We start from the raw sequence: 14,501 nt of genomic DNA, 5'->3' as shown, positions 1-14,501 counted from the left end.
GTCAATCGTTGAGGACGCGGAGGAGACAAACCCGGCGATGCGTCCTCTACCGTCGATTGAGAAGAGCGTGGTCGAAGCGCTGTCTTGGATGAGGAAGGGCGTGCCGGAGTAGGAGAGACCGCCCGAGATCGCAGGGACTTTGAGCGTGAGGAGGTTTGAGACGTTTGCAGTTGTGGAAGTCGCGGTGAGGGTGAGCACGCTCCGGACATCGGGAGAGGTGGTGGCGACACTGACGTGGTCGGTCTGGGTGTTCAGACGAACGACGACGCCGTCGTCGGTCCAACCAGAGATGACGCCGCCAACCTCGTTGCCGCAAATAATATTCCCAGAAGCATCCGTCGTCAGCTGCCCGCCCCCGGTAAAGCCGGTGCAATTCATTGTACTTATCGAAAGTCCGCCGCCGCTGATTCTGAGGCCGCCCTCGATCGTTGATGTCGCGGTCGTCGTGCCGATCAAAAGATTTCCCGCGACGGAGAGCGTCGTCGCAGGCGTCGTCGTTCCGATCCCGACGCGGCCGCTCTCAGTTGCAAAATACGCGGATGACGTTGCGGCAAAAATGGACGATGTCGCCTGGCTAAACAGAGCGGTTGAGACGCGTGTATCACCAATCGGCGTAGCATTGACCGTACCGCCATCAACGGTGAGTGTATTCACTACATCAGCGTCAGTGACGCAGCCCGTACACCCGCCGCGGCCGCGCACCGAGGAGAGCGTTGAGATGTTCGAAATCGTGAGACCGGAAATGGAAATGTCCGTACCTCCCAGAAACGTAACGGTTCCCCGCTCCCCCTGTACCTCACGCACGCCGCCCCCACCGCCAAAAATGATCGGCTGCTCCGCGGAGATCACCGGACTCTGCGGCGAGCCGCTGATTGTGATATTTGAACCCGCCTGAATCGTGTACACCACGTTCGAAGCGGTGAGTTTTCCGGTACCGAGATCAATATCTGCGCCTTCGGTTGCGATACCGTCGAGCGCCGCGACCGGACCGAGAAATGTCCCACCGAGGAGAAATGTTGCCGGAGCGTTAAACGCCGCGGCGTCATCAAACGTCGTCGGCGCGGCGAAGGTCGCCGCACCGCGAAACTCACTCTCGCCATTCGCAGAGAGCAGACCACCGATGATAGTATCGCCGAGGGTTGTGTCCCCGCTCACCGTGAGCGTACTGCCGACTGTCGCCGCGCCGCCGACCGAGAGCGCCCCGCTGAGAACAGTCCTACCACTGACAGAGAGCCCGCCACGAACTCCCCCTGATCCTTCGACGACAAGCTCGCCGCCGACCGACGTCCGTTCGAGCACATCGAGCCTGTTCCGCACCGCAACGTCGCTGTTGAGCTCGAGCGTCCCGTGCGGCGGCTCCGAAGTGCGCTCGATCACAACGAGTCTCTCAGGAGAAGGCGCGGCAACTTCAGCGTATCTCTCACTCGTAACCTCTGCGGTACGTGCACCGCCAAAGAGCGCCACGAATCTTGATGATATACGACTCACGGCATTCCGCACGGTGCGCACGAGAGTCGATGCCCCGATCTTAATGCCCTCAGGCACCGAGACCGCGGCAATATTCATCCTCCTCTGCGTCTCCGACCACCAACGGGCAGGGTCGGTGATCGCCTCTGTCGCGTCACTCCCCACGGCGCGCGCGAGTACAAGAGCCTGCTCCGCACCACGCGCAAGCTGACTACGCACGGACGCATCCGTCACAAAAGAAAAAACTCCAAAGATAAGCGCAATTGAAATCGCAAGCGCAAACACCCGCGCTCCAAGTTCACGACGGACAAACGTCGCTCTTGCCGCAGCGCCAAGATCGCGCACTAGGGCACCGAGATGATACGCACTCTTCTGCGGCGCACTACTCTGCGACTCCTCGACGTGCACGCTCGTCACGGTCGTGGGAGGCGTTACGTCAGCGGATGTAGTCGCGAGATTCGCGACGCGCGGCTTCTTCTGCATCGGATGCGCCGATACGAAAGGACGAGAGACGCGGATCGCGGTGAGCACGCGTGAGAGTGTCGGCAAGAGTGGCCGCGCATCCGCACCATAGCGGAGCGGAGTACCGCTAGAGACAACTGCGCTGCTGCGCTCTCCTCCATACACTCGCCGCGTAGCCGCCGCAGAAGAGAGGGAGGGTGCGGAGGACACACGATCATGCTCCCGATGACTCGGCGGTAGTATCAAAGCCTCGCGTACATCTGCACGAGATCTTCGAGAGCGCTCGGCGTCGCCAACACTCACGCTCGGAACAATATGTTTGCTGTTGCCGCGACGATTTACCTCTCCGCGCAGGACTCGATGATTTTCAAGTGACGACTCCGTGACATACCACGAACGCCCAACAAGCGTCGCGTCGATTTTACCACCACGCGCGAGCTGCCCGATGTAGTCGGTGGTGTAGCCAAACTCGGCTGCCGCTCGTTTTGCCGAGATATACTTTTTCCCTTGTTTTTCAATGCTATCTCGTCCCATACCGGTCCCTAAATTATACGGGAACGAGGTAGCATTCTAAAGCAAAAAATAGTCCGTATGTGGATAACTTTCATCCGCGTGTACGCGCAACAAAAGAGGCTTCGCTTTCTCTATAAATTATTTCAAAATCACCCATCTGGACGTCTCAACTTTTTCTTAAATCAGAATGTTTCCTAACTCAGAAATCAACCGGCTGACGGTGCAAGTACTAAACCGTCTAAAAAACACTTGACAGCTGAGCCGTAACGTTTGAAGAACAATATAAACTGGCAGTAGTCAACTTTGCAGATCAGATATCATATATTTTTTATTCCTGATTTCTTCCACCAATAAATGGATTGCTGCCTTAACTTTGTGCCCTCCGCGCGGCTACCGTAATAAGCCCTACCCCACCGCTCGAGGGGGTCGCTGGTTTAATCAAAGATACTTTCCGAGATACCTTTATAAATAAGGATATCTCGTGAATATAAACCGCGTTTAAAAACTAGGTACCTCCCTCCTTTGGTGCGCGTACCGGACACAAAAAAACAGCCTCTCTCATTTGAGTTGGCTCGAAGTAGGCGTATGTTTCACACCTTTTTATTTTTCTTAAAAACCCACGAACAACTACGGGGTAGTGCCGGGACGTGTGAGTGTTTTCAAAATCCGCTGCCACCTCCCCATATGCTCCCATGCCGTATAGTAATGCCGAACGACCTGCCAATGCGGAAAATCATGTGGGAGTAATCGCCACGGGCACTGCACATGTTCACGGTAAACAAGCGCGTTGACAACTTCTCGTATGTCTGTGCTGCGAGCGCGGCCGCCAACAACTTTATTGCTGCGAGCAACAGGGATGAGCGGCTCAATGCGCTGCCATGTTGCATCGTTGATGTCGGTGGGATATGAGGTACGTTTCTGATCGCTGTGCAAAGTCATAGAGTGTCTAAATCAAAATGCCATACGAATATCTTGTATAAATTTTCAATTTACAATTTTCAATTTTCAATTTTCAGTGAATTTTCAATGGTCCAATGACTCAATGACGACGTCGGCGTCGTGTTTGAAAATTTATTCATTGAAAATTACGTCACTGATTGAAAATTGAAAATTCTTCATATCCCCACATACACCGCCACTGTGTTGCTGTATACATGCATCACCGCACTGCGGAATGTGAATGTCTCTGCGACGCCTGAGACAGGACGAACGGTGACGGGAGCATTCGAAACGAGCGTAATGAACTGCGCGTGCTGCGGTAAAACATCGAAGGGGCCGTCATGATTTACCGACGAAATGGAGTTCGCCGTCCCTTCCCAGATCACGCCCTCGGCACTTGCGATGCGTACCGAGAGAAATAAATTTTCGTTGCTTGCCGTCATGTTTTTCTACGCGTTGAATAACGTGGCTAACGCCGACATCCGATATCACATAATCACGAAGCTCCAATTTCCAACCAACAATTTCCAAACAAATTCCAATGATTCAAATTTCAAATCATAGACACGGCGTAATCCGTGTTTCCACATTGGAATTTGTGTATTGAGATTTGTTTGGAGCTTGGTTTTTGGAGCTTGGAGTTTCCGCACGACGGGGGACATCAGATGTCTTGCAATTTCGACGACACAGAGCGACGAGTGCGGCGCCGAGCATATCGAGGATCAAGTCAACCGCCGTATCTTTTATATACACGTCGCGCGGCACTTCGATCAGGCCGAGCGCGTATTCAAACACTTCCCAAGCGATGCCAACAAAGAGCACCGCGAGGATAACTGTCGCGAGTGAAAAACGAACGCCCCACACACGCTCGCTCCCCCACCGCACCAAGAGAGCGACAATCACGCCGCCCAAAAAATGCATCAGGAGATCGAGCCACGCATACTCCCAGTACCAGCCGCGCGCGATGCCGTTGGTGTGCACGTAGGCCATAACAATGCTCAGTAAGAACAGTGGTATCAATCGTCGTAATGGAGACTCGGCGATAGAGGACATGGCGAATTCAAAATGCAAATATCCTAAATAAAAAAAGACAATGTAAATTTAAAATTGATTTCGAAAAGTGACCAGCTTTGTGCCGTATCCAAATTTTGCACTGTCATTTTTCATTTTGATTTTTACACTTTGCAAAATGCCTGCCACTTCACTCAAATGTTATTCAACGAAGCATATTGTCTAGCATACCACCTATATCTACCTTCTCACAGCAAACAGCCGCTCCGCAGATGAGCGCGAGCGGCTGTTTTGCAGTGGACGAGGCAGTAAGACGAAACTCGAGAAAAAAATAGGTGGGTTCCCTATCGCAGACACCACAGCATCTACGAAATACCGCGTGGGCAACTTCGGGGTCCCGAAAAATATATCAAGTTCGTTTCGATAGGAGCCTCATCCGCTTTTAGCATACCACATGGGAAGAAAAAGGGCCCTGCAAACCGACCCATGCCGCGTAAATTATGCTGCCTGACTTGAAGCATGGATCATGAAGCATGAATCATGGGACGTGAAGCATGAATCAAGAAGTATGAAGTATGGGACGTGCAGTCATGCAGTATGGAGCATGAAGTATGAATCATGGGTCGTGAACCATGAAGTGTGGGAACGGACTCCATGCTTCTTAATTCATGATTCATGCTTCAAAAATCCTGCTGCTCGCTCTCTGGGAACTGCCTGAAAATCCCTCGCCTCCCTACCCATCATTCATCAATGCCGAAGCGTTTGTACTGAAACGCCTTTCGGTCGCCGAACCAAAATCCGATCTCGTGCGCCGCCTCCTCCGGAGTCTCCGAGGCATGCACGAGGTTCATTACCGCCCGCTTCTCGCTGTTTGCAATCGCGGGAGAGTCAGCGGAAAAATCGCCGCGGATTGTCCCCATGTCGGCGATGTAGGGCATCGTCGGCCCGCAAATCTTGCGCACCATGTCAACCGCGTGAATACCCTGCACAACCATACGCACAAGCGGTGCGGAGACCATATAGTCCACGAGCCAGCGCCGCACCATCTTACCTATCTCGTCGGGGTCGTCCGTGCCGAGCTCGGCGGCAGCATCCATGCCGTACTTGTGGTACGTCGCGAGCGACTTCTCGCCGAGGCGGCGCACCCACGCAGGGTCCTTCGGGTAGTGCTCGTCCACCTGCTCACGCGAGGCCGCAAACATCTCCAGCGCGACGATCTTGAGATCGCGCTGCTCGATGCGCTTCAGCACCTCGCCGACGAGCCCCTTGCGGACGCCGTCGGGCTTGATCAGGAGAAACGTTTGTTCTTCGCGGAGTTTTTGCATAATGGGGAAACGTGCAACGCCCTCCACGATCTACGGATGACCGTGTTTTTTCTCAGGCCAATACGCAAGGTACAAGCCAGCAAGGCCAAGAATTATGCCAAATATATATATGGCAGTAAAACCATCCATATATTTAACGTACCATACTCTTACGAACAAGGCCATATGCCGCAGCGTAGAGCGCTCCGGCCGCTATCATTCCTAAAAGTACCGACCGGCTCCATGGCGATACCCCAGAGACAATCTGCTGCACAACCAACGATGCGAGAAAGACAAGCGCTGCGCGCTCGAACCATTCGGCGAACTTTTCGTACTGTTTTTCCGGAGTCATATTTCACTTAGAGCCTATCCACTATCTTCATTCCGGCCTGAAATTTCCTGATTTTGGCTGCGACTTGTCAAAAATTTCTCGAAATATCTCGATATTCCTCGCAATTTTTGACTTCGTCTCGCTCAAAATCAGAAAATTTCATCTCGAAAGCAAGATAGTGGACAGGCTCTTACGCTCGATATCGCTCTAAGATTTCGTTCTCCACTTCCTCCCGCGGACGGCCGTAGCGGGTATAAGACCGGAGCTTCAAGTCTTCAACCTGTAGTGGCTCGCCGCTCTCCGGCGGCTCAGTCTCAATCGTGAAAGGCTTCGTCGGACGGCCGTGCGAGAGCAGGCGCACGTACGCGTTTCGGTTTTCGATATTCATCAGGTCGTGCGCCCGGAAGTCCGGCGCGAACTGCTTCTCGAGCACCTCGGCGTCGTCCGCGCCGACGCGGAACGCGACGAGTGAACCGACATTGCCGAAGACCGCGTCGCGGATGTTCTCCGAGAGCTGGCCGATAAACTGGTGCGCGATCGTGAGTCCGAGGCCGTACTTGCGCGCCTCGGAGAGGATCACCGCAATCGAGTCGGTCGTAATGTTTTGAAACTCGTCAAGATAGAGGTAAAACGGCGGGAGCGCGAGCCCGGGGGTGTCAACCCGCGAGAGCGCAGCCATCAAGATTTTCCCCACGAGAACAAGCCCGATGAGGTGCGCGTTGATATCCCCGAGCCGCCCCTTAGCGAGATTGACGAGCAGCACTTTCCGCCCGTCCATCACGTCGCGGAACGAAAACGCCGAATGCTGCTGCGCGATGATCGGACGCATGACGTCATTCGAGAGGAAGACGTCGAACTTGTTGGTCACGTACTGCGCGAAGTTCGCGAGCGCCTGCTCGCCGGTCGTGCGCTCGGCATTCTCCCAGAACTGCGCGATGAGGGGGTTGCGGTTCTGCGCGAGTTTCCGCTCGCGAAAACGCTTGTCGGATAAGACGCGCGCGACATCAACGAGGGTGTTGCCGGAGGCGGGATCCTCCATCACGAGAAGCGCACTGTTGCGGAAGTACTGCTCGAACGCTGGCCCCATCGACTCGGGGACTGCGCCGAAGAGCTTGCGGAAAATGCCGAGGAGCTCGTTCACGACGAACGTTTTTTGCTCCGGGTGCCTCGAGTCATACTCGAGCATATTGAGCGCCATCGGACGCGCGCTATAGCCCGGGTCAAAGTAAATCACGTCACCGTAGCGCTCGCGCGGCACGGCCGCAAGCACTTCCGCGACATCCGAGCCGTGCGGATCTATCATGCACACGCCTTCGCCCGCGGCGATGTCCTCGACGATCATGTTCCGCAGGAGCGTCGACTTGCCCGTCCCGGTCTGGCCGATCACATAGAGATGCCGCAACCGGTCCTCCGGCGCGATCGAGACGCGAGTCTCGGCGCCACGAAAGCGGTTCACGCCGAGCGCCACCCCCTCGCTCTGCCGAGCTGCGCTCGTCGCACCCGAAGTCGCGTCGCGTACGACGCGATCGCTATAAGCGGAGCTTGCCGCGGCAGGGGCGCTCACCGCTCGGGATGTATCTCTAAACGAGGCGAGCGCGGGCGCCGCGCCGGCTCGAGCGCGTGAGAACCTCACCTGCGGCGTCGCGAGCTCTCCTGCGACCGGGAAATGAAAGAGCGTAGTGAGCTCGCGGAGCGAGAGCGGGAGCAGAGGTGCGGCGCCGGTCTCGCGAAAACTGAAGGAGCGAAGGCCGGCAGAGAGCGCGCCGCGCGAGAGACGAGAGAAGCGCAGGCGGTTCCCCTGCGGGTCCTCAAACTGGTGGAACGCGGCGACAAGTTCGTCGAGGATCGCCCGGGCCCGGGGCTCGTCTCCAGCCGACGCGACGATGCGGATTGCGGCCTCGACGAGAGGAGTCGCCACCTTGCGCTCGAGGAGTTCCACTCCTGCCTGGTCTACGCTCGGCGGTTTTTGTTTTCTGTCTTCTTCCTCGCGTTTCGATTTTTTTCGCTGGAAAACAAAATCCCGCACGCTCGCCGCGAACTCGCCAAGTATGCTCTCCGGGGTTTCGAGCGCTTCCGCGAGCAGCATCCCTTCACGCACGTTCTTCAGTATGGTGCGAAAGTGCCGCTGGTAGCGCTCGCCGCCCGAGGGGCGAACCAGGAACTGAAGCGCCGCGCCCTCGCCCGCGCGTTCTATTTTTGAAAACGCATTCGCGATGACATTGAGAGGATCATAGTCGAAGCTCTCGTAAAGCCGGAGCGGCAAGGCCGGCCGCGCACCAAACGCCGCGACCACCGCCGCATGCGCTCCGCGCTCATTGAAAATGTTGTAGTCGTTGTGCTGCGGAATGATCTCGGCGCGCGGGAAGACGGCAAGCAGCTGCTTTTCAAAGAGGTCGCGCCGCGCGCTCGGCACCGCGACGTAGAAGCTCACCTCGTCCCCGACGTTTGGGAGCGCAAGTTCGAGCGCGTATATGTCCCCTCCCCGCGCTCCCTCGGCAAGCGAGCGCATCCCGGAGTAAAACTGCTCCATCGAAGAGAGCACCCCTTTGAGACCGCGCTCGCGCGCCTCGCCTCCCTGCGGCAATTCCGGCAAGAGAATCTCGTAGAGCGTCATGTGGAGCACTTTCCAAAGCCGATCCCGCTCGCGCACTCCCTCGGCGGGATAGCCCTCGCGGATATACTCGACGAGCGCGCGGTGAAAATCGTCCTCGATGTGGGGATTGCCGAGCTTGTGCGCGGCGGAAAGCGCCACGCCGACACTCTGATCTCGTGCGACGCCAAGGAGGAGCCCGACCTGACTATCATGACTCTCCGGCGCGAGGTCAAGCACGATCGCCGCCGTCTCGGCCGGGCTCGCCGCGCCGTGCGCCTCTTGCTCCTCGCGGTGTCTTGTAAGTTCCTCGCTCGCGAGGCGCTCCCGGGTCTCGTGAGACAGCCGCTCCCCGCGCGCGCGCTCAGCCGCGAGCTCAGCCTGGGCAAGACGCACTCGAAGCTCCGAGAGCTCGTCCTCATGCCTCTCAGAACGCCGCTCGAGAGTCCGGTTGGGAGAAAGATCCATGCGGTTAGTATAACACCGTATTAAACTCAAATCTCAAATCTGTAAAATTTTATCATAATCACCAAAACGGACTCATAATTTTCAATTTCCAATTATCAATTTTCAATGAATTTTCAATAGACCTCTCCAAAAAGTCATTTCGCGACGAAATTTTTGGTTTTCGAGCGAGACGAGGAAGACGAGCAAAATGATTCGACGGCGTACTGGATGTACGGCGAGAATCATTTTGCGACGTCTGACGAAGTCGCAGCCGAAAACCAAAAATTGCAGTAGAAATGACTTTCTGGAGAGGTCTAATATTTCAATGACGAACGACGTCGTGTTTGAAAATTGTGTCATTGGAAAATTGATTGGAAATTGAAAATTGATAATTTGAAAATTTAAGTGGTGTGGATAACTCCACCGCGACGCTCTCGTCATGCGCTATTATAGAGGTATGAAATTTCGCATGCGCGTCGGCTTCATCATCATCCCTCTCGCGCTCGCCGCGCTTGCGCTGCTATTTTTCCACACATCGCTGCTGCCCCTCACCCACGCCGACAGCACGCACAACCTCACGGGTTGGGCATGGAGCGAAGCGGATGATGATAACGACGACGTCGTTGACGGCGGCTTCGGCTGGATCAGCTTCAACTGCACGAATGATCCGTTCGTCTGCGCAAGCACCAATTACGGCGTGCACCTTGACATCAATACCGACGTTCTCTCCGGCTACGCATGGGGAGGAACAGGCGACCCGGGCCCCTCGCCTGCAGGCATCGGCTGGATTGACTTCAACCCACAGCCCGGCTGCCCGCTCGCGCCCTGTGAGGCGCGCGCAAACAGAGTCACCGGCGCCATTACCGGCTGGGCGCGGGCGCTCTCCTTCGGCGGCGGTTGGGACGGATGGATCAGTCTCAATTGCTTGTCAGAACCGGGCGGCTGCACGGGCTCAAACAATCATGGCGTCACCGTCGAAGTGCTCGAGGTGCGCGGCGGCAAAATCCAGGGGTTTGCGTGGGGAGGCGACGATACGGACGGCAATGGCTCCATAGATGGCGGCCCGGGCTGGATCGAGTTTACCGACGTCACGTTCAACGATACGTTCAACGATCCGCCCGTCGCCGTGGCGGATAACTGCTTCGCAAATGAAAGCATTGTCGCGCTTTCCACAGACCTCGACGTACTTGCAAACTGCGGAGCGCAACCCCCAACCCCGGACTCCGATCCGGACGGCGACCCCATCACCATCGTGTCGGTAACACAACCCGCAAACGGCACCGTTACCATAATCAGCGGCGGTGCCTTACTCCGCTACACACCAAGTGCAAGCCCCAGATTTTTTAGCCTCCCCGAAGAAACCTTCACCTACACCATTCGAGATAGCCGGGACGGTGAGGCAACCGCGCCTGTCACACTCTTTGTTTACCAGTGTGGGGATGCCATCCGGCAACTCGCCGAGAAGTGCGACACTGAAGATTTCGGTCCCTCGACCTGCCAGAGCGAAGGTTTCATCGGCGGCCAACTCACCTGTACTGCCCTTTGTATAATCGATACCGCGCAGTGTGTGACCACGCCGACATTTGATTTCCGAGAATTTTAGCCTCCCATTCCTTCATTCCTCTCGGACTTCATGAATACTGCGCCCTCGCCATCCGATCGGCTAATGAATGCGAGTGCTTCGCGAAGCGAGTCTTCGGTAAGCGGTAGGGCATTCGCCTTAAAACGGCGTGCTGGCCAATTGCCATCAAAGCCGTGCCCGTCAACGGCTACGCGACCGTTGCGGTAGAGAATCATATCTACTGGTACCGCGTTGCTGCGTACCGAAAATCGCACACGGAGATCAAGACTCTCATCGAGCGAGGCGGACACGCCGCGAAAGAGCGTACGGTTCCAACCCAAGGTGAGCCGCTCGAGCGGCTGCTTGCTTGCGCCGTGCGAGAGAAAGAGTTCGAGAATATCGGCCTGACGGGTAGCATCAGCCACGTGCCGCACCGCCTCATAATTCGCAAGAATCGAACGATAGATGTCGGTTGCAGCTACCCGCTCGGAAAGTAAGTCGGCCACGCGAAGCACCTGCTCGGCTTCGGAGAGCGTCTCGCGGCGGTACGCAAAGTGGTCAAGGAACGAAAGCTGGCTTTCAAGTTTCGCTGGATCCCGCGAGAGCGTCTCAAAAAGCTGACGCGCCTCGCGGGGCGAGTCGTGCGCAATAGCGTGCGGGTGCTTGCCCCAGAAGTCAAGGAGGAGCTCCTCCCTGCGGTCAAGTGCCTGCGGTGTAATCCCCGCCCTCTCCGCCACGCTCTGAACGATCGCAGGTTTCTCAAAGCCGCTCCGCTCCCAGAATGACGTGTAGCTCAAAGGAGTGTCTGCCTCGCGGGGCGCACCACGATGCTCTCCCGACACGGAGACCACACTTGGTTGCTCACGCTCTGCCACTGTGTCGCGCCTCGGAGATACAGGTTCCCGTTCTCCGATCGGCGACAGTGAAGCTCGACGCTCCGCGCTGTGGCCCAAGAGACGATCGCCTTTGGAGTCAATGGAGAGTATATTGCCGCGCTCATCGAGCTCAATATGGCCGCCCGCAAGAGAGAGGTTCGGCGCCTTCTCTTTGAGAATATCGTTAAAATCCCCGACGCGAAGGTGCCGCACGAGCGTCTCAAGCGCGCCGCGATCGGCGTGCTCCTTCCAGCGCGCGAGGAGCTGCTCGTGTTCAACGTCTTCAAAAAACTTCTGCGCCATCGGCTCTTTGCTATCCCCTGCGTGCTCGACGAGCCACTGCCCGACATACTGCCGCGTGCTCGCGCGAGTAGCCCAGCGCTCGAGCGCGGCCGCGTTTTTCATATCACCGGTGTAGCCGAGTTCTTGCGCACGCGCTGCGTAGAGCTTCTTCGCGAGCCTCAGCGGCGAATCGCCCTTGCGCACGGGAAGCCTCTCGCGCCCGGGAAGCACTGATTCCGCGTGTGTCTCGCGCATGGCGGCAACTGCTTTTTCGGCCTCCTCTGTGGTAGCCACGTCCTCCGCGAGCACGCCAGTGCTATCCACCGCACGCTCACTCTCCGCAGCCTCTCGCGCTGCCGCCGCGATTCCTCGATGTCCTGTCTCGACTCCAGCGTGTACCCCTGTCACCTCTTCGGCCGCAATGGCTTGCTCGGGTACTGCTTCCACACGAGATGCCGCCTCTGCCGCGTGAGGTTCCTCCACTGCTACAGAGAACTGCTCGCCCTCGGTGGGAGTTCCTCGTTCACGCTCACCACTCTCGACTTCTGCATCCATTCGCGGCGCAACAGCGGCCCCTACTGCGACGGCAGGCGCCTTGGGTAACTCCTCCGCCTCCGCCGCGCTCACCTCTGCGGCAGGAGCCTCTGGCAGTGACGGAGAGAGCGGCGCGGTCGGCACCGGTGGTGGTGCCGACGACGCTGTAGGCGGCTGTGTGGGGGCATCAGGCACAGACGGAGCTTCTTTGTCGCGAAACTCAAACGGAGCTTTCTGTCCGCGACTCTCAAAATGAGCCGCCTCTGTGTTCGCTACCAGCTCGACTCTCTCCCACCAATACTTAACCGCTCCGGCGAGCGCCCACCCGCCGCTGACGCCGGTCTCAATCGCAAGCCCTGCAACCGCGAGCTTACCGGCTGTCGCAAGCCGATCAAGTCGCACTGCAGTCACGTGCACGCGGCCGGTCGAATCAATGAGCGCGTCGTACTTCTCAAGCGTTGCGCGGTGTTTTTTCACCAGCGCCTCTTTTTCTTCCGGCGTCTTCGCCGCATCAATCTCTTGCACAATTCCTCCGATGCGCTCACCTACCTTCCGCTGCATCCGCTGTGCAAGCCAATCACGTTGTTGATCTTCGCTTCCGAGTGCGATGCGCTCGGCAAGACCCTGAGGCAGGCTGCTTGCGTATACCGCGTCAAGCGCCTCCCTCGTCGCCTGTTCACCCCCAGCGGGTTTCTCGCGTGCCTCTGCATACAAATTCCACGCTTCATCATATGCTGCTTGATACTCAGCCGGCAGCCCCTCATGCGCCTCAAGTTCGTAGTCACGGCGGGCTTCTGCGTCCTCCCCTTCTCGGCTAATCGCAGCAGACGCGCTCTCCATCGCACGCAACTCTGAAGCCGCCTCGTCTGCCTCCCTCTCATCCATGCCGCGGAGCGTCGTCGCCACCCGCTGCCTCGAAACTTGCGCTCCCACCTCTGCCGCGCGCGCGGCAGCGAGCGCGCCGAGCATCCACACTTTATACGGCCAGCCCATGAACCCTGCGGCAGAAAGCGCCGGCCGCGCAAACTTTGCCGCAGTACCGTAAAGATACCCTATGTTTTTCGCCTGCCCCCACCAACCCTTTGTGGCGTAGGTGCCGCTCTCTTTCTCCTCGCGAATCCGCTCGATGTCACGCTTTGCCGCAAGATACTCTTTATTGAAATTGCGCGCCCACGCATCAATAAACTCGACTTTGCGCGCACCGGGCACCGCGCTCACCGCGCGGTCAATAATACGGCCCTTAAATTTCTTCACGGCGAGATTCCAGTTCTCAAATCCGAGCGCCACCTCCTCGCGCTCGGTCGGCGGCAGCTTTTCGATCTCCGCGAAAATTTGCGCCGCTGCCTTTTTCTCCTCCTCGCCCATCTCGCTCTGGTCGAGCTTGATGGGGACCGCCGACTCGGCCGCAGCGCCTGCCGCACCCGCGCGCTCGGATACCCGAGGCGCAGCCGACGCACCCCCTGGCGCAATCGCTGCGGCGTCTCGCGGGGAAGGTGCGGCGGGTTCCTCGCGCTCCCCTATCTCGGCCCCTCCCGTGTGCGAGACGTCCTCTACGTCGCCAAAAAATGCATCCCATGCAGGGTCTTCGTCTCTCCGAGAACTCTCGGTCACAGGTGGCACCGACGGGAATTTCTTTGCCAAGCCCATCTCCGGCAGAGGTTCGGGAGGCGCGGAAACCTTCCTATCGCTCCGCTCAGCGCCTTCCGTGGAAGGTGCCGGGTTCCGCTCTCCGCGCGCGGCTTCTACTTCCGACTCACGTCCCGTGCCGCCATCGCCCTCACCGAGCATACGTTGAAGCTCCTGCTCCGCCAAACGTTTTTCTTTTGAGCCACCCTCGCTCTCTGCCCCCATGCGTTCCTTAAGGATCGCCTTACTGCGCTCAGCCTCGCGAAGCTGAACATCCAGATCGTCTTCGCCCAGAACGGTAAGAGAACCGCGCGATATGCGCTCTTGAGATGGAGAATCCATTAGTAAGTATTATACGCTGCTCATCGATTGACTAAAAATAGGGAGGTGGGGACAAGGTACTAGTATACATTTGCCTACGCAAACCTCGGATAGTTCCGCTCGCACTCGCAAAGCGAAAAACAACAGCGCAATGAGCAAAACGAATTTCCAAATTCCAAAAAACAAGCTCCAAATAAATCACAATACTCAAAATCCAATTTCCAAACACGACGTGCGT

At 57.2% G+C, this 14,501-nt stretch carries 9 protein-coding genes; 1 reads left to right on the top strand and 8 read right to left on the bottom strand.

The window, feature by feature from the left end:
- From Q8R39_03795 to Q8R39_03765, 7 genes are all read right to left on the bottom strand, one after another.
- Positions 1 to 2,463, bottom strand: a 2,463-nt coding sequence (locus tag Q8R39_03795; protein MDP3735522.1) for a hypothetical protein, incomplete at its 3' end; no start/stop codon positions are given.
- A 606-nt stretch (positions 2,464 to 3,069) separates the two neighbouring features.
- Positions 3,070 to 3,381 carry a transposase gene (locus Q8R39_03790; GenBank protein MDP3735521.1) on the bottom strand — a complete coding sequence of 104 codons (312 nt, stop codon included), beginning with the start codon at positions 3,379 to 3,381 and terminating at the stop codon, positions 3,070 to 3,072.
- 176 nt (positions 3,382 to 3,557) lie between these two features.
- Positions 3,558 to 3,824: a hypothetical protein gene (locus Q8R39_03785; GenBank protein MDP3735520.1), complete on the bottom strand. Its 267-nt coding sequence runs from the start codon at positions 3,822 to 3,824 to the stop codon at positions 3,558 to 3,560.
- A gap of 115 nt (positions 3,825 to 3,939) precedes the next feature.
- Complete coding sequence (locus Q8R39_03780) at positions 3,940 to 4,371, bottom strand: hypothetical protein (GenBank protein MDP3735519.1); 432 nt, start codon at positions 4,369 to 4,371, stop codon at positions 3,940 to 3,942.
- A gap of 761 nt (positions 4,372 to 5,132) precedes the next feature.
- Positions 5,133 to 5,717: a nucleoside-diphosphate kinase gene (locus tag Q8R39_03775; GenBank protein ID MDP3735518.1), complete on the bottom strand. Its 585-nt coding sequence runs from the start codon at positions 5,715 to 5,717 to the stop codon at positions 5,133 to 5,135.
- A 133-nt stretch (positions 5,718 to 5,850) separates the two neighbouring features.
- Positions 5,851 to 6,048 (bottom strand): hypothetical protein, encoded by a 198-nt coding sequence (locus tag Q8R39_03770; protein MDP3735517.1) that lies wholly within the window; start codon positions 6,046 to 6,048, stop codon positions 5,851 to 5,853.
- 169 nt (positions 6,049 to 6,217) lie between these two features.
- Positions 6,218 to 9,085 carry a DUF87 domain-containing protein gene (locus tag Q8R39_03765; protein ID MDP3735516.1) on the bottom strand — a complete coding sequence of 956 codons (2,868 nt, stop codon included), beginning with the start codon at positions 9,083 to 9,085 and terminating at the stop codon, positions 6,218 to 6,220.
- Between the two features lie 436 nt (positions 9,086 to 9,521).
- Between Q8R39_03765 and Q8R39_03760 the strand changes: the two genes are divergently transcribed.
- A complete protein-coding gene (locus Q8R39_03760) occupies positions 9,522 to 10,667 on the top strand; it encodes an Ig-like domain-containing protein (GenBank protein MDP3735515.1) in 1,146 nt (381 codons plus the stop codon).
- On the opposite strand, the gene Q8R39_03755 is transcribed toward Q8R39_03760, so the two are convergent.
- Positions 10,664 to 14,284 (bottom strand): hypothetical protein, encoded by a 3,621-nt coding sequence (locus Q8R39_03755; GenBank protein MDP3735514.1) that lies wholly within the window; start codon positions 14,282 to 14,284, stop codon positions 10,664 to 10,666. The two genes, Q8R39_03760 and Q8R39_03755, sit on opposite strands and share 4 nt — an antisense overlap.
- Positions 14,285 to 14,501 lie beyond the last annotated feature (217 nt).

The sequence above is a fragment of the bacterium genome (assembly GCA_030697645.1).
In the GTDB taxonomy this organism is placed as follows: Bacteria; Patescibacteriota; Minisyncoccia; order Phycocordibacterales; family VMGT01; genus JAUYPI01.
Note: the sequence above shows the minus strand (reverse complement) of the source record. Positions and strands in the feature narration are given on the sequence as shown.